Here is a 16695-nt window from a genome sequence, read left to right as displayed (position 1 = left end):
GGCACGGATGAAGTTCATCATCGCCATCATAAAACCATTCAAGCTTGATGAGGTCCGCGAAGCGCTGGGCACCATCGGGGTCGCCGGGATGACCGTTTCCGAAGTCAAAGGTTTCGGCAGGCAGAAAGGCCAGACCGAGATTTATCGCGGGGCCGAATATTCCACCAACATGCTTCCGAAAGTGAAGCTGGAAATCGCTGCGAGCGACGACATCGCCGAGCAGGTGGTGGAGACAATCCAGCAAACCGCCAACACCGAAGCCATCGGCGACGGCAAGATTTTCATGCTCGATCTCGCATCGGCAACCCGCATTCGCACCGGCGAGTCCGGCGAAACCGCACTCTAAAACAGGGGAAAGACAGATGAAGCGTTCTGTTCTTACATTTGCTGCCCTCGCCAGTGGTGCGGGCTTGATGGCGCAGCCGGCATTCGCCGCTGTGCCGGATGCGGAGGTCGTCTCAGGCGGCACCGCCTATATTCTCAACACGCTGCTGTTTCTGATCGGCGGCTTCCTGGTGATGTGGATGGCGGCTGGTTTCGCCATGTTGGAGGCGGGTCTTGTCCGCGCCAAGAACACCTCGACCCAGTGTCTCAAAAATATTGGCCTCTATTCGATTGCCGGTCTGATGTTCTGGGTGATCGGTTACAACATCGCCTATCCCGGCTTTGCCGAAGACAGCCTTGGCCTGATCGGCGGGTTCACGGGCATCTATTCGATGCAGGAAGTAGGCGCTGCGGACACGGAGACCGGCTATTCGGTCGCTTCCGACTGGTTCTTCCAGATGGTGTTCTGCGCCACGACGGCATCAATCGTCTCGGGCACGATTGCCGAACGCGTGAAGATCGTTCCGTTCTTCATCTTCGTCACCGTGCTGACCGGCGTGATCTATCCGGTCGTCGTCAGCTGGGAATGGGGTGGTGGTTACCTCGACAGCGTCCACGGCTTCAGCGATTTTGCCGGTTCCACTCTGGTCCACTCGACCGGCGGCTGGGCTGCTCTGATGGGGGCAATCATCATCGGTGCGCGGCTCGGTCGGTATGGTCCGGACGGCAAGGTCAACGTGTTCCCGGGGACCAACATCCCGCTGGCAACGCTCGGCACCTTCATCCTGTGGCTCGGCTGGTTCGGCTTTAACGGCGCGTCGCAGCTTGCGATGGGCACCGTGGGCGATGTGTCCGACGTGTCGAAGATCTTCGTGAACACCAACATGGCCGCTGCTGGCGGCGTGGTGACCGCGATCATCTTGACGCAGGTTCTCTACAAGAAGGCGGATGTGACCATGGCGCTCAACGGCGCGCTGGCTGGCCTCGTTTCGATTACGGCAGAGCCGCTTGCGCCCAGCGTAGGTGCCTCAATCGTGATCGGCGGTATCGGCGGAGCGATCGTAGTCTTCACCGTGCCTCTGCTCGACAAATTCAAGATTGACGATGTTGTCGGCGCGATCCCGGTCCACCTGTTCGCAGGCATCTGGGGAACGCTGGTTGTCGCTTACAGCACGCAGACCACCTTTAACGAAGGCGAAGCGAACGAGTACACCAACTCCGTGCTCGAACAGCTCGGCGCTCAGGCTGTTGGCGTTGCGCTTACCGCCGTGTGGGTCTGTGCGGCATCGGCCATCGTCTGGCTTGCTCTCAAATACACCATCGGGGTGCGCCCGTCCGAAGAGGACGAAATTGGCGGGCTCGATCATGCCGAGATCGGTGTGGAAGCCTATCCCGAATTCGCTCGCGGAACCTAAGCGAGCCACCAGTTTGGCGGGGGAAGATCTCTCTCCTCTCCCTCTTTCCCCGCCTCACATTGTTCCTCCTGCGAACAAACAACTGACGAAGGCCGGAGCGGCATGTTCGCTCCGGCCCTTTTTTTGCACAGTTCAGGTGTGTCTGGCGCGATACAGTTGTAAGAAATCTGCAACACACTTCGTCGCAGGCGATTGCATTTGATGGTAATGAAGCGTCAATTCCCGCGTCACGGACCAAGATCCGACAAAGGAGAGAGACGATGCGTTGCCTCGAACTTCGTTCTACTTCACTATTTCGCCGTGCACTATTGTGCGGTTGTGCAGTTTCCCTGACTTCCACTCCGGTCTTCGCGCAGGTCGATGAAGATGACGAGCCGATACCTACCGGCAACGTGATTGTCGTGACCGCGACCAAGCGGGATGCGACTATTCAGGACGTGCCGTTTTCGATCAACGCGCAGACACAGGAAGACATTCAGCGTTCGGGCGCCGTCACGCTCGAAGATCTTTCTCGCAATGTCGCGGGGCTTACGGTGCAGAACCTCGGCCCGGGTCAGAGCCAGGTTTCTGTCCGCGGCGTTTCGGCTGGGCAGATCGTGCGCGATCAGCCCGGCGTGAAGGAGCAGGTCGGCGTCTATCTCGACGAGTCGGTGATCTCGCTGTCGCTGTTCACGCCCGATCTCGACCTGTTCGATCTCAATCGCGTGGAAACCTTGCGCGGTCCGCAGGGCACTCTGTTCGGGTCCGGTTCGGTTGGCGGCACGATCCGCTACATCACCAACCAGCCGCAGATTGGCGTTTCTGAGGGTTTGGTGGAAGCCAATGTGAATGTCGTCGAAGAAGACGATATTGGCTGGCATCTGAAGGGTGCGGTCAACCTGCCGCTCGGCGATGTCGCGGCCATTCGTGCGGTGGGTTACTACACCGAGTATGCGGGCTTCATCGACGCACAAGGCCCGGGTGGCGGCGAGAACGTGAATAGCGGAGAACGCTATGGCGGCCGGATTGCTCTGCGAGTTGACACCGGCACTGGCTTCAGCCTGACCCCGCGTATCATCTATCAGAAGATTAGCGCAGACGGATTCAACCGTCAGGAACTCTTCAACCTGTTTGCCAATCCGTTCCTGACCAACCCGGTCCAACTGGGTGAGCGCGAGCAGTTTCTCCAGCTACGTGAAGAGTTCGAAGACGAGACCTTCATCGCCGACATGGTGGTCGAAGCCGATCTGGGCGGCGTGACGATGACCTCGGTCAGTTCGTTCACCAGCCGAGACATCCTGGTCAGCCGCGATGCAAGCGCACTGTCCGGCTCCGTCTCGGTCGATCTCGGCTATCCCGATGAAGCGGTGCCGTTGCCATCCAACCTGCGCGATACAACCGATGTCGAATCCTTGACTCAGGAAATCCGGTTTGCGTCCGATTATGACGGGCCGCTGCAATGGGTGATCGGCGGGTTCTATTCGGAGACCGATCGGTTCTATCGCCAGCGCCTTCCAACTCCCGGTTACGCGGCGTTTACGGATGCCACTTTGGGTGCAGGCACATCGGCGGCGGTGGCCAATGGCTTCGCCGACCTCGATTCCCCGTTCAACTCGGACCTGCCGTACAATATCGAGCAGCTCGCGATCTTTGGCGAGGCTTCTTACGAGATCACCGACGCGCTGACCTTTACCGCTGGCGGCCGGTATTACGATTTCGAAGAAACGCGCACTATCACGACCGGCGGCCTGTTCGCCAATGGCGATGCAGGTGTCGTGGATGAAACCTCATCCGACGGGTTCACGCCGCGCTTCCTGCTCAGCTACGAAGTCAGCCCCGACGTTACGGTCAACGCGCAGGCATCGCAGGGCTTCCGGCTTGGCGGGGTGAATGACCCGCTCAACGTCCCGCTCTGCAATGCGCAGGATCTGGCGCTGTTCGGTGGGTTTCAGGACTATGAGGACGAAACGCTCTGGAACTATGAGGTCGGCGTGAAAGCGCAGGGCAACGGTTTCACGTTCAATGCCGCTGGCTTCTATAACGACATCAGCGATCTGCAGGTGACGCTTGATGCCGGCAGCTGTTCTTCGCGGATTGTCTTCAACGTTCCAGATGCGCATTCGGCGGGGGTCGAAGCGGAGATCGGGTTCAACCCGGTCGCTGGCCTGAACCTCAATCTGTCGGGCAGTTGGATCGAAGCCGAATTCGACACCACCCTACCTGGGCCATTGGCCGAAGCGACTGGCATTCGTGAGGGCAACCGCTTGCCATCGGTGCCGGAGTTCCAGTTCACCGCAAGCGGTAGCTACGAATTCCCGGTCGGCGATAATGCTGAGGCCTATATCGCGGCGTCGGTCCAGCATGTCGGATCGCGGTTCACGCAGCCTGCCGATCAGGAAAACAACCCGCGCACGTTCGTGCATGGCCTGCCGTTTGGCGGTGCTCCAGCGGATGCGGCTACCACAGTTGATCTGCTGCTGGACGACTACCAGCTGGTCAATCTGAGCGCGGGCGTGGACTTCGACAGCGGACTGAGCTTTGCGATCTACGCCAACAACATCCTCGATGAGAACGCACTGCTGTCATTCGACCGTGAGCGTGGTGGTCGCGCGAGGCTTGGGTTCCGAGTGGGGCAACCAAGGACGATTGGTGTGACGGCGCGGCAATCTTTTTAGTGGGTTCCGCACGCCATCCGGCGTGCGAAATCCTCGCTCATGCGGCCTGAGGGCCACATCGCTGCGGGCGGGCGGTCGCCTTTGCGGTCCGACTTCGCCGGACCGTTTGGCGCTTCCAGTTAGGTTGCTTCTGCTTCCTTGATGAAATCCGCGCACCTTTCGCCGATCATGATGCTCGGCGCGTTGGTGTTTCCGCTGACGATCTTTGGCATTACGCTCGCATCGGCGATCCACAGCCCGTCGAGCCCGCGCACCTTGAGTGTTGGATCGACCACGGCATCATCGTCTGAGCCCATCCGGCACGTGCCGACCGGGTGATAGACCGTGTCCGCGCGTTCTCGGATCAATTCGTCCAGCGCTTCATCGTCATTGAGATCGACCGGGTGGCGATCAGTCGGACCGTACATCTGGAGCGGCGGCGCTTCGGCAATCCGGTGCGACAGGCGAATGCCTTCGCGCAGCACCGCAATGTCGCGGTCGGCGTCGAGGAAGTTCGGGTCGATCACCGGTGCGTCTTCGGACTTTCTCGATCCAAGCCGTACCGTCCCACGGCTCTCCGGGCGCAGCACGCAGGCATGCAGTGAAAAGCCATAGCCTTTAACGTTCTCGCGGCCATGATCCTCAAGCACAGCTGGCACGAAATGCCATTGCACATCGGGCGTCTCGGCGTCGGGCATCACTTTCCAGAAGCCGCCAGCCTCGGCGTAGCACGTGGTCATCGCCCCGGTGCGTTTGCGGCGATGTTCCAGAATAGCGCCTGCCATCTTGAGAGTGCCTTTCAGCGTCCCGCCAATCGGCACATCGCTTGTCGTCTGCCAGCCAGACACGTAATCGATATGGTCCTGAAGATGCGAACCGACCGCCGGGCGATCAAGCACGACATCGATGCCATGTTCCTTCAAATGCTCGACCGGGCCAATCCCAGACAGCATCAGTATTTGCGGAGAATTGAACGCGCCTGCGGAGAGGATCACGCCGCGCTTGGCATAGAGCATTTCGCTGCGCTTGCCCCGGCGCACCATCACACCAGTGACGCGCCCGCCTTCGACAACCAGCCGGTCGACCAGAGTGTTGGTGCGGATCGCGAAATTGCCCTGTTCGCGCAGCGGCTCGACATATCCGCGCGCCGCTGACCAGCGTTCGCCGCCTCGCTGCGTGGTCTGGTACAGCCCGAAGCCTTCCTGCTTCTCACCGTTGAAATCATCATTGGTGCGCAATTGCAGCGCCGCCGCTGCCTCGACGAAGGCTTCACTGGTCGGGTTGGGTGAAATCTGGTCGGAGACAAACAATGGCCCGCCTTCGCCATGATAATCGTCCGCGCCGCGTTCATTCGCTTCTGACTTGCGGAAGTAGGGCAGCACATCGTCATAGCCCCAGCCGGTGCAGCCCATCGCCGCCCAATTGTCGTAATCCCAGCGGTGCCCACGAATATAGACCATCCCGTTGATGGCCGAGGAGCCGCCAAGCCCCTTGCCTCGCGGCTGATAGCCAATCCGCCCATTCAGTCCCTTTTGCGGGACAGTGTCGAACTTGTAGTTCGCCGAATTCCGGATGAAGGGCATGAAGCCCGGGGTCTTGATGAGTACGTTGTCGTTGCGCCCGCCAGCCTCGACCAGGCACACACGGCGCGTTCCATCGACTGCGAGCCTTCCGGCGACTGCACTCCCCCCGCTGCCGCCACCGATGACGATATAGTCGAAACTTTCCATTATCTCTCCTCTTGGGGGAGAGGATTAGGCAGCTTCGGGACTATCCGCAATCGCGTTTCGCGCTGCAACCGATCGACCGTCGGTTTCGCTCGACGCCTGACGTTCCAGCCAGCGCGCGCGGATCGTGTCCGAGGTGTCGCGGCTGCCATCATGCGTCCAACCGGGCTCGCGCAGCAGATAGGACAGTTTGTGTTTCCACGGTGCCCGCCAGATGTCGCTCAGCATGCCGATCCATTCATGGAACACCGACCATAACAAATTGAAACTGCCGAGCTGCTTGATGATGCCGTATCGGATTTTCTCGTCATTGGTTTCCGGCTCGAACGTGCCGAACATCTTGTCCCAGACGATGAAGACCCCGGCGTAGTTGCGGTCGAGATAGCGCGGGTTGGTCGCGTGGTGGACGCGGTGGTGGCTCGGCGTGTTCATCACCGCTTCGAACCAGCGCGGCATCCGGTCGATCGCTTCGGTGTGGATCCAGAACTGGTAGATCAGGTTGAACCCGCCTGCGATTGCAATCATCCCGGGGTGGAAACCAAGCAGCACGAGCGGCAGCGCGAACAGGAACCCGAACGTCAGCGAGCCGGTCCATGTTTGCCTGAGTGCCGTCGACAGGTTGTAGTGCTGGCTCGAATGGTGATTCACATGCGCGGCCCACATCCAGCGGATGCGGTGCCCGGCGCGGTGAACCCAATAATATTTGAGGTCGTCGAGCACAAAGCAGAGCGGCCACGCCCACCACACGGTCCACCATTCAGGCCCGAGATCAAAAACGCGATACTCGTAAGCGGCGATGAATATGTAGAGCGCGAACCCGCCAAGCAGCCCGCCTGCAATGGTCGATCCCAGTCCGAATGCGAGACTGACCAAAGTGTCCATCGGCTCATAGGCGTCTGGCCTGCGAAACCGCGACCAAACCATCTCCGCCAGTACGGCGATGACGAATAGCGGCACAGCATATTGGGTGGGGGAGAAATCGGGCATTGGTGCAGTGCTATAGCCGATTGATCGCGTCGGCCCAATATGCCGGGTCTTCGAGCGAAAGACGCACGCTGCCGAATTGCGTCTCGCCACAATCGACCACCAAACCGTCGACCTCTTCGCGCACCTTGGCAGCGCTAGTCAGCGTGCGTCCGGCAAACTGGTTGCCATGTCGCTTGATCACCATGATCCGTCCTGCCTTGTCGGAAGCAAGCGCTGCAGCACCATCGCGTGCGATCGAGATGCGCTGCGCCTCGAAACCATCCTCAACCTCGCCCGCCGCGGCTCGGACGTCGGCGTCCTCGCTCAGTACCGGTTTGCCGCCAAGCTTCAGCCACCATGCCAGCCCGGCAAGCGCAAAGATTGCGACCAGCGAACCGCCGGTGATCCAAAGTTGCGGGTGAATTTCCATGGCAATTTGGATTGGCATGGGCGGCGCTTTGCGGCAAGCAATGTGCTGAGGAGATTCACATGAAGCTGTTTGCCAGACTTGCCTGTTCCGCTTTGCTGATCGGTGCCGCTCCGCTTGCTGCCGACAATCACGATCCAGCCGCGACGGTGGAGGCTGAGGCGGAGCGTACGGCCCGCGTTGCACAGCAGCTGTGGGAGATGGCAGAGCTCGGCTATCTGGAAACGCAGTCCTCGGGCCTGCTTCAATCGGAACTCGCTGGCGAAGGTTTCAACATCACTGGCGGTATTGCGGAAATTCCCACGGCGTTCGTCGCCGAATGGGGCGAGGGCGGTCCGGTGATTGCAATTCTCGCTGAGATGGATGCGCTTCCGGGGATCAACCAATCGGCTTCGGCCACGCGCGATCCGGTTGATGGCAAACATGCAGGACATGCCTGTGGGCACAATCTGTTCGGTGCAGGCTCGCTGACCGCGGCGATTGCAGTGAAACGTTGGCTCGAGGCGACCGGTACGCCGGGCCGCATCAGGCTCTATGGCACGCCGGCCGAAGAAGGAGGATCGGGCAAAGTCTACATGACCCGCGCGGGCATGTTCGACGATGTCGATGTCGCAATCCACTGGCACGCCGATGATGAGAACAGCGCAGCGGCGCGGACTAGTCTGGCGAACCGTTCCGCGAAGTTCCGTTTCACTGGCATCTCGGCCCACGCCGCTGGCGCGCCCGAGCGCGGCCGCTCGGCGCTCGATGGTGCTGAGGCGATGAACATGATGGCCAACATGCTGCACGAGCACATGCCGCAGGATGCGCGCATGCATTATGTTATCACGTCAGGCGGAAATGCTCCCAATGTCGTCCCCGATTTCGCGGAAGTGTTCTACTACGTCCGCCATCCGGACCCGGAGGGTGTAGAACAGATCTGGACCCGGCTCGAAAATGCAGCGCGCGGCGCAGCTATGGGAACCGGCACCGAAGTCGAATGGGAAGTGATCCACGGCAACAACCCGTTGCTGGTCAACGAAACGCTGGCCAAAGTCATGGACCAGAAACTGCGCGTGGTTGGCGGGGTCGAATACGACGCCGAAGAGCGCGCATGGGCTGAGAAGCTGCAGGAATCACTCGGTGATGCTGCTAAACCGCTCGCCAGCGCGGCTGAGATTGGCGCTTACAACAAGAGCCTCGGCTATGGTTCGACCGATGTCGGCGATGTGTCCTGGGCAACGCCAACGGTTGGCGTTCGCACCGCCACATGGGTTCCCGGCACGAGCGCGCATAGCTGGCAAGCGGTCGCGTCAAGTGGCCACTCGATCGGGCACAAGGGCACACAGGTTGCCGCTAAAGCGATGGCGCTGATGGCGACGGAACTGTTCACCAATCCTGATCTGCGCGCAGCAGCCCGGGCCGAGTTCGATCGATCGCGCGGCGAAAACTATGAATACAAATCGTTGCTCGGCGACCGCGATCCGCCGCTCGATTATCGCAAGTAAGACTTAGCGCGCGGCGAGCATATCCAGCATCGGGCGGATCGGGCTGACGTCGTAGCCCGCCGCCATTGCGGCCTCGGCGATTTCGTCCGGAGCCATGCCCAGCTTCGCCTGCGCGAGCGACCACAGAAGTGTGGAACGCGTGCCCGAGCGGCAATAGCCTAGCACCTTGCCCTCGGCGCTATCCAGCGCACCAATCATCTCGTCGATCTGGACCTCGCTGAATCCCGAATGTCCGATCGGGATCGAAACATAGCTCAGCTCTGCATCCGCAGCGGCGGCGGCGATCTCTGCACTCTGGGGCGCGGAGGGTTCCTCACCATCGGGGCGGTTGTTGACGATCAGCGTGACGCCCAATTCCTTGGCGGCTGCGACATCGCACACCTCGATCTGCGGGCTGGCGAGCATGGTCTGCGAAAGGGTGCGAAAGTTGCTCATGTTGGGCATGCCTTTGTTTCTGCGCCGAGAATTTCGGCAGGCTGTTACGATTCGCTGGGATAATGGTATTTGCGCCCCCGGCAATTCAATATTTGCGCTATTCAGCTCTGCTCAATCATTCGAAAATGTCATATTTCCGCGGGATACGGGCAGTATCGGTTAAATCATTCGCATAGCGCCAGTTTCTACGCTATGCATCGCTTCGAAAGGTGGGGTTCCGTCGACTCGGTCTGCCACCAGCGCCCGGCACAGCATGCTGTCCCCGGTGTCGGCGCTTTGGAGGGCGGGCAGTGTGATAAGGTACTGACTAGGTTATGGGTTACGATAGAGGACGTCGCCGCGGCAAGGACAAGCGCGACGGATTCGGCGAAGACGGTTTCGATCCGTTCGGCGGTGGCATGGACGGATTCCCGCCCCCTTCAGATTATGGAAATGACCGTGGTGGCGGCGGCGATCGCTATTCCGGCGGTGGCGGCGGTGGAGACCGCGGCGGCAATCGCTACAGCGGCGGCGGCGGCGGAGGCGGTGGTGACCGTTTCGGCGGCGGCGGCGGCGGCGGTGGTCGTGGAGGCCCTGGCGGCGGCGGTGGCGGAGGCGGCGGTTTCAACCGCATGCCCGCTCAGGTCGTAGGCACGGGCAAAGGCACCGTGAAATTCTTCAACGGCCAAAAGGGCTTTGGCTTCATCGCGCAAGAGAGCGGCGGCGAAGATGTGTTCGTGCACATCAGCGCGGTCGAACGCGCCGGGCTTGAAGGTCTTGCTGAAGGGCAGGAGCTTGAATTCAACCTGGTCGATCGCGGCGGCAAAGTGTCCGCGCAGGATCTGCAGGTCGTCGGCGAAGTCATCGCAGCACCAGCAGCAGACGGTCCGCCCAAGCGTGAGCTTACAGGCGAGAAAGCAACCGGCACGGTCAAGTTCTTCAACTCGATGAAGGGCTTTGGCTTTCTGGTACGCGACGACGGCCAGCCTGATGCGTTCGTGCATATTAGCGCGGTTGAGCGTTCGGGCCTGACGGCGATCAACGAAGGCGAACGCTACGAGTTCGACCTCGAAGTCGATCGACGAGGCAAGTATTCTGCGGTCAATCTGGTGCCTGCGCAGGGCTAACCTCGCATCATCACCAAGGCCGTTTGACCTGATCGACGAGCGGCCATATCATTCAGGAAATGGCGGCTCATCGACGGGCCGCCATTTTCTTTTCCGATCACGTCCCATTCGGGCAATTCTAGGATCCCACTATGTCGATTTCCCCGCTGATGCCTGTCTATCCGCGTTGCGGCGTGCGGCCCGTGCGCGGCGAGCACTGCCATTTGATCGATGAAGACGGCACACGTTATCTCGATTTCGCCAGCGGGATTGCAGTGAACTTACTAGGCCATTCGCATAAGGGCCTGATCGAAGCGATCCAGAAACAGGCCGACACGCTGATGCATGTGTCGAACCTGTATGGCAGCCCGCAAGGCGAGAAACTGGCGCAGCAACTCGTCGACAACACATTTGCCGATACTGTTTTCTTCACCAATTCGGGCGCAGAAGCGGTCGAAGGGGCGATCAAGTGCGCGCGCGCCTATCACCAGAATGCCGGGGATGAGGGCGACAAGGAGCGGTTCGAGCTGATTACCTTCACCAACGCATTTCACGGCCGAACGATGGCGACGATCAGCGCATCGAACCAGACCAAGATGCATCACGGCTTCTCGCCATTGCTCGACGGTTTCAGATATTGTGAATTCGACGATCTCGAAGCGGCCAAGGCTCTGATTGGTCCGAAAACGGCAGGTTTCCTGGTCGAACCGATTCAGGGTGAAGGCGGCATTCGCCCGGCATCCGAAGCCTTCATGAAGGGGCTGCGCGAGCTTGCCGACGAACACGATCTGATGCTCGTGTTGGACGAAGTGCAGTCCGGCGTTGCGCGGACCGGTGCACTGTATGCGCATGAGCACTATGGAATCGAGCCCGATATCCTCGCGACTGCCAAGGGCATCGGTGGCGGCTTCCCGCTTGGCGCCCTGCTCGCGACGGAAAAGGCCGCGCGCGGAATGACCTTCGGTACGCACGGGTCGACCTATGGCGGCAACCCGCTAGGCATGGCTGCGGGAAGCGCCGTGATGGACGCCGTGGCGAATGAGGAATTTCTCGCAAGCGTGCGCGACAAAGGCGAGCGCATCCGCTCGCGGCTCGAACAGTTCATCGGCAACTACCCCGACCTGTTCGACTTCGTGCGCGGCAAAGGATTGATGCTGGGCATCAGGATGAAGGTCGAAAGTCGGCCATTCTTCGTCCACCTGCGCGACAACCACCAATTGCTGACAGTTGCTGCGGGCGATCAGACGCTCCGTCTGCTACCTCCGCTGGTGATCGGCGACGAGGAGATCGACGAATTCTTCGAAAAACTCTCGGCTGGCGCTGCAAGCTTCAAAGTGCCCGAGCCAGCCTAATGCCAATCAAGCACTTTCTCGACCTGAGCGATGCTGGCGCTGACGGGGTCGCCGCGATGATCAATGACGCGATCGATCGCAAGGCGGCGCGCGCGGATTGGCCAAAGGGTAAGCCCGATGCCGATGCGCCTTTGGATGGCCGCGTGCTCGCGATGGTGTTCGAGAAAAACTCGACCCGCACTCGCGTGAGCTTCGACATTGCGATGCGCCAGCTAGGCGGGAGCGTGTTGACGCTCGATTCGAGCTCAAGCCAGCTCGGTCGGGGCGAGACGATTGCGGATACTGCGCGTGTGCTCAGCCGGATGGTCGATGTGATCATGCTGCGCACAGACGATCACGCCAAGATCGAAGAGATGGCGAAGCATGCCACGGTTCCGGTCATTAATGGCCTGACGGACCGGTCACACCCATGCCAGATTGTTGCAGACCTGCTCACTGTGATTGAGCATGGTCATCCGCTGCCCGGCCTCGAAGTTGCTTGGTTTGGCGATGGCAATAATGTGCTGCACTCGATTCTCGAGGCGGCTGCGTTGATGAAGTTCAACGTACGCATTGCGACGCCAGCCGGATATGAGCCGGAAGCCGAGTTTGTGGAGATGGCGCGAGTTGGCGGTTCGCAGGTCACTCTGACGCAAGATGCGGCAGAAGCGGCGCGCGGAGCGGACGTGCTGATCACCGACACCTGGGTGTCGATGGGCCAAGAGCATGTCCACAACAAGCTGGCTGCGATGGCACCCTATCAGGTGAACAACGAGTTGCTGTCACAGGCGAAGCCAGGCGCGAAATTCCTGCACTGCCTGCCCGCCCATGTCGGCGAGGAAGTGAGCGAGAAAGTGTTTGAAGGATCGCAATCGGTCGTTTTTGACGAGGCGGAAAATCGTATCCACGCGCAAAAGTCGGTGCTGCTCTGGAGCTTCGGATTGCTGGACGCTCCGTCCTAGTGGTGACCGACCGCGGGGCTTATAGTCTCGCGGAACGGCACCATATATGTGCTCATGAAACTTCAGCCACAAACTTCTCAGGCACCTGAAACGTTTTCGGACAAGCTGCTTGGCTTCACCCTTCCGTCGCGCAATGCGCGGGGGCGTGCGGTTCGGCTTGATGCGGTAGTGGATCAGGTGCTGGCAGCGCACGATTATCCCGCGCCCATCACGCACCTGCTGAGTGAAGCACTGGTGCTCGGTGCCTTGATGGGCGGTTTGCTCAAAGGCGAGAATGGCCAACTGACCATGCAGGCGCAGACCAAGAGTGGCGCTGTCACTCTGCTGGTGTGTGATTATCGCGGCGGCGAGATGCGCGGCTACGCTGAGTTCGATGCTGCGATGCTGGATGGGCTGGGGGCGAATCCGTCGCTCAACGCGCTATTCGGCGAAGGCTATCTCGCAATCACCTTCGAAACAGGAGCCGACAAGCGCTATCAAGGCATTGTTCCGCTCGAGGGCGATACCCTGTCCGAGGCGTGCGAAACTTATTTCGTCCAGTCCGAGCAGGTGCCGACGATGATCCGGATTGCCAGCCGCGCGAGCGGCTCCGGAAGGCAGGCGGCGGGGTTGCTGGTGCAGCATCTGGCCGATGGTGAAGAAGGCCGCGAGCGGTTGCACGTTCGGCAAGATCATCCTGATTGGGAGCATATCACTGTGCTCGCGGGAACCCTCAGTCATGACGAATTGCTCGATCCGTCGCTGTCGATGGAAGGGATCGTCTGGCGATTGTTCCACGAAGAGGACGAGATTCGTATTCAACCGGGTGCAGCATTGACGCGCGGCTGTCGCTGCAGCGCCGAGTATTATGACACCGTGCTTTCCCGCTTTCCCAGCGAAGAACGAGATGCCATGCGCAACGAGGACGGCAAGATCGTGGTTGATTGCGCCTTTTGCTCGAAGCAGTTCGACTTGGCACTTTAACGATTCATCGCTATTCAGGAACGGCTCATCGACGTTCTGACAGATTGTACAAGCAATTTTCGCGTATTTTTGGCGAGGTCACATGATGAAACGCATTAACAGACGCATGATCGGCGGCTTCGCTGCAGCCTGCGGTGCTGGGCTTCTTGCGTTCGGCATCCCAGTTGCAGCCCAATCCGATGGCCTCGCCATGCTCAGCGGTCTGGCCAAAGGCGAATGGACGCTGAAATATCGCGATGGAACGCCTGAGCGCAAAATTTGCGTCCGGAGCGGTCTGGAACTGATCAAGCTGCGCCATTCTGCCCCGAACTGCAGCCGCTTCGTGGTCGAAGACGACGCTTCGAAAGTGACGGTCCAGTACACCTGCCCGGGCAATGGCTATGGTCGGACCAATATCCGCCGTGAAACCGGAAATTTGGTCCAGATCGAAAGTCAGGGAATTGCGTCCGGTCAGCCATTCCAGTTCAGCGCCGAGGCGCGCCGCACCGGAAGCTGCTGATTGCAACTCAAACGGCCATGACGGCAATTGCCATTCGCGCGCGCCGCGCTTAGCCAAATTTCATGCAACAGTCGGAAAACAAAGAAGCACGCCCGGTCGCTGTGGTACTGCTGTCGGGCGGGCTCGATTCCATGGTCACCGCCGCGATCGCAAAGGAGCGTGGCTTTGCCGTCCGCGCGCTCACAATTGACTACGGGCAGCGGCACGTGCGCGAATTGCAATCAGCCAAAGCGATAGTGAGGCAGTTGGAGATCGACCGTCATGTCGAGCTGCCTCTCGATATGAGGAAGTTCGGTGGCTCGGCGCTTACCGACGATATCGAAGTGCCCAAATCAGGTGTGGGGAACGATATTCCGGTGACCTACGTGCCAGCTCGCAACCTCGTCTTCCTCGCTTTGACGACTGCCTTCGCTGAGGCATCGAGCGCGCGAGATGTCTTTATCGGAGTGAACGCGCTCGACTACTCAGGTTACCCTGATTGTCGCCCCGAGTTCATTGCGAGCTTTGCCGAGACAGCACGGCTCGGGACCAAGGCTGGCGTCGAAGGAGCCCCGTTCGATATCCACGCCCCGCTGCAGCATATGACCAAAGCTGACATTGCAAAGGAATGTGCACGACTGGGTCTCGACCCCGCTTGGAGTTGGTCTTGCTACGATCCGACACCCGAGGGCACAGCATGCGGGCTGTGCGATTCGTGTCGCCTACGCAAAAAGGGTTTTGCCGAAGCCGGGATAACCGATACCACCCCATATGCCGCGTGATTGCCGTGTCGAGCATGCGGCCAAGACATAGAGATGCCGAGGGGATCATTCATTGAGTGAAGATACAACCGTGCAGCCGGACTCAGCTAAGCAGAAGGTTCCGGCTTACAGTTGGTATGCGTTGAGCATCCTTGTGATTGTTTACGTGCTCAACTTCGTCGACCGCAACATCATCTCGATCCTGGCCGAGGATATCAAAGCGGACCTGGGCCTGCGCGATGATCAAATCGGGTTTCTGTACGGTACGGCATTCGGCGTCTTCTATGCGTTGTTCGGCATCCCACTCGGCAAACTGGCTGACAACTGGCACCGTATTCGGCTGATGACCGTGGGCCTTGCTGTCTGGTCAGCATTCACCGCGCTATCGGGGTTTGCGAAGAACTTCACGATGCTAAGCGTGGCCCGGATTGGCGTGGGCGTGGGTGAAGCAACCGCCAGTCCAGCCGCCTATTCTCTGATATCTGACTGGTTTCCCAAAAAGATGCGCGCGACCGCGCTCGCGATCTATTCGTCCGGCCTCTATATAGGCGGCGGCGTGTCTCTGCTCATTGGCGGGGCGATCGTGGAGCAATGGAACGCGGCATATCCGTCCGACGCGCCGTTGGGCCTTGCGGGCTGGCAGGCTGCTTTCATCATTGTAGGCTTGCCGGGGCTGCTGCTCGCGTGCCTGGTCTTCACATTGCGAGAGCCGCTGCGCGGCGAAAGCGAAGGCATAGTCACCCCGCCTCCCAAAGACCCGTTTCGCGGTTTTTTCCGGGAACTGGTAGCGGTCATTCCGCCGTTTACTTTGATCGGCGCAGCCCAGGCTGGCGCACGCGGGATCGCAATCAATTTGGCCGGAGCCTTGGTCATCGGCAGCGCCGCCTATGCAATGGCCGTGGCGACTGACAACTTCCAGCAGTGGATTGCGGTCGGCATCGGCTACTATGCCATCTTCTCGTGGGCATCGACGCTGAAAGGGCGGGACGCCCCTACGTTCAAACTGATTTGGGGCACCCCAGCCTTCCTGACGACGATCCTTGGCTACGGCATGGTTGCGTTCATGTCCTACGCCGCGTCGTTCTGGGCGGCTCCTTATGCGATCCGGATACTCGAAGAAGCGCCGTCGACTGCCGGTTGGTGGATTGGTGGCCCCGGAGCACTCGGCGGTTTCCTTGGGGTCATTCTTGGCGGACGTGCAGCGGATTGGCTCCGCGAGCGCAATCCGGCCGGAAGATTGCTGGTCGTCGCATTCGGTCTTGTCGGCGCAGCGCCATTCCTATTCCTGATGTTCACGACCGAAATCCCGGCACTTTTCTATTTTGCTGCCTTCATGCAGTCGCTGTTTGGCAGCTCCGCGCTCGGCGGAGCTGCGGCAACGACGCAGGATCTCGTCCTGCCACGAATGCGAGGCACCGCCACGGCCACATTCTTCCTTGCTACTACGCTGGTCGGTCTTGCGCTCGGGCCATACATGGCAGGGCAAGTGTCGACGATCACAGGAAGTTTATCGTCAGGCGGCCTGAGCCTGCTGATTGCAGTCCCAATTGGTCTCGTCTTGTTGCTGATAGCGTATCGTACAGTGCCCGAAGCGGAGCGAACCCTCCTAGAGAGGGCAAAGGCTGCCGGCGAGGATACGGAAACCGATTAAGGCAGGTGCATGCATGCCAGTAAGTGTCGGGCATGCTGATTTAATACTGA

Annotated in this window: 15 protein-coding genes; 11 read left to right on the top strand and 4 right to left on the bottom strand. The window is 59.9% G+C overall.

The genetic code is table 11. The features are described from left to right. The first annotated feature begins 7 nt into the window (after positions 1–7). The 3 genes from Q0837_RS13905 to Q0837_RS13895 all read left to right on the top strand — a co-directional run bounded on the left by Q0837_RS13905 (position 8) and on the right by Q0837_RS13895 (position 4393). Positions 8–346, top strand: a complete 339-nt coding sequence (locus Q0837_RS13905; protein WP_298470354.1) for a P-II family nitrogen regulator — start codon at positions 8–10, stop codon at positions 344–346. A gap of 16 nt (positions 347–362) precedes the next feature. Beyond that, positions 363–1739 (top strand): ammonium transporter, encoded by a 1377-nt coding sequence (gene amt / locus Q0837_RS13900; RefSeq protein ID WP_298470352.1) that lies wholly within the window; start codon positions 363–365, stop codon positions 1737–1739. 260 nt (positions 1740–1999) lie between these two features. Further along, on the top strand, positions 2000–4393 hold the full coding sequence (locus Q0837_RS13895; RefSeq protein WP_298470350.1) for a TonB-dependent receptor: 2394 nt from the start codon (positions 2000–2002) through the stop codon (positions 4391–4393). A 119-nt stretch (positions 4394–4512) separates the two neighbouring features. On the opposite strand, the gene Q0837_RS13890 is transcribed toward Q0837_RS13895, so the two are convergent. Genes Q0837_RS13890 through Q0837_RS13880 form a run of 3 tightly spaced genes read right to left on the bottom strand, consistent with a single transcriptional unit; the run spans position 4513 to position 7495 of the window. Beyond that, entirely contained in the window at positions 4513–6102 is a 1590-nt protein-coding gene (locus Q0837_RS13890) for a GMC family oxidoreductase (RefSeq protein WP_298470349.1), read from the bottom strand. Positions 6103–6126: 24 nt separating this feature from the next. Beyond that, a complete protein-coding gene (locus tag Q0837_RS13885; protein ID WP_298470348.1) occupies positions 6127–7086 on the bottom strand; it encodes a sterol desaturase family protein in 960 nt (319 codons plus the stop codon). A gap of 10 nt (positions 7087–7096) precedes the next feature. Further along, positions 7097–7495 carry a hypothetical protein gene (locus Q0837_RS13880; protein ID WP_298470347.1) on the bottom strand — a complete coding sequence of 133 codons (399 nt, stop codon included), beginning with the start codon at positions 7493–7495 and terminating at the stop codon, positions 7097–7099. Positions 7496–7554: 59 nt separating this feature from the next. Here Q0837_RS13880 and Q0837_RS13875 point away from each other — a divergent pair, with 59 nt between their 5' ends. Continuing rightward, the gene (locus Q0837_RS13875; RefSeq protein WP_298470345.1) at positions 7555–8979 is read left to right on the top strand and encodes an amidohydrolase; all 1425 of its coding nucleotides are present in this window, start codon (positions 7555–7557) and stop codon (positions 8977–8979) included. 3 nt (positions 8980–8982) lie between these two features. Here Q0837_RS13875 and Q0837_RS13870 read toward each other — a convergent pair whose 3' ends face one another. Further along, positions 8983–9414: a TIGR01244 family sulfur transferase gene (locus Q0837_RS13870; protein ID WP_298470344.1), complete on the bottom strand. Its 432-nt coding sequence runs from the start codon at positions 9412–9414 to the stop codon at positions 8983–8985. Positions 9415–9728: 314 nt separating this feature from the next. Between Q0837_RS13870 and Q0837_RS13865 the strand changes: the two genes are divergently transcribed. The 7 genes from Q0837_RS13865 (at position 9729) to Q0837_RS13835 (ending at position 16645) form a co-directional block, all read left to right on the top strand. Then, on the top strand, positions 9729–10520 hold the full coding sequence (locus Q0837_RS13865; RefSeq protein ID WP_298470343.1) for a cold-shock protein: 792 nt from the start codon (positions 9729–9731) through the stop codon (positions 10518–10520). Between the two features lie 131 nt (positions 10521–10651). Continuing rightward, on the top strand, positions 10652–11851 hold the full coding sequence (locus tag Q0837_RS13860; RefSeq protein WP_298470341.1) for an aspartate aminotransferase family protein: 1200 nt from the start codon (positions 10652–10654) through the stop codon (positions 11849–11851). Beyond that, positions 11851–12792 (top strand): ornithine carbamoyltransferase, encoded by a 942-nt coding sequence (gene argF / locus Q0837_RS13855; RefSeq protein WP_298470339.1) that lies wholly within the window; start codon positions 11851–11853, stop codon positions 12790–12792. The genes Q0837_RS13860 and argF overlap by 1 nt, the downstream gene beginning before the upstream one ends. A 54-nt stretch (positions 12793–12846) precedes the next feature. Beyond that, positions 12847–13755, top strand: a complete 909-nt coding sequence (locus Q0837_RS13850; protein ID WP_298470337.1) for an Hsp33 family molecular chaperone HslO — start codon at positions 12847–12849, stop codon at positions 13753–13755. A gap of 82 nt (positions 13756–13837) precedes the next feature. Then, the gene (locus Q0837_RS13845) at positions 13838–14254 is read left to right on the top strand and encodes a hypothetical protein (protein WP_298470335.1); all 417 of its coding nucleotides are present in this window, start codon (positions 13838–13840) and stop codon (positions 14252–14254) included. Between the two features lie 62 nt (positions 14255–14316). Further along, a complete protein-coding gene (gene queC / locus Q0837_RS13840; protein WP_298470333.1) occupies positions 14317–15015 on the top strand; it encodes a 7-cyano-7-deazaguanine synthase QueC in 699 nt (232 codons plus the stop codon). Between the two features lie 52 nt (positions 15016–15067). Beyond that, the gene (locus Q0837_RS13835) at positions 15068–16645 is read left to right on the top strand and encodes an MFS transporter (protein WP_298470331.1); all 1578 of its coding nucleotides are present in this window, start codon (positions 15068–15070) and stop codon (positions 16643–16645) included. Positions 16646–16695 lie beyond the last annotated feature (50 nt).

Source organism: uncultured Erythrobacter sp., assembly GCF_947499705.1.
Taxonomy (GTDB): Bacteria; Pseudomonadota; Alphaproteobacteria; order Sphingomonadales; family Sphingomonadaceae; genus Erythrobacter.
This window is presented reverse-complemented; position numbering and strand designations above follow the sequence as displayed.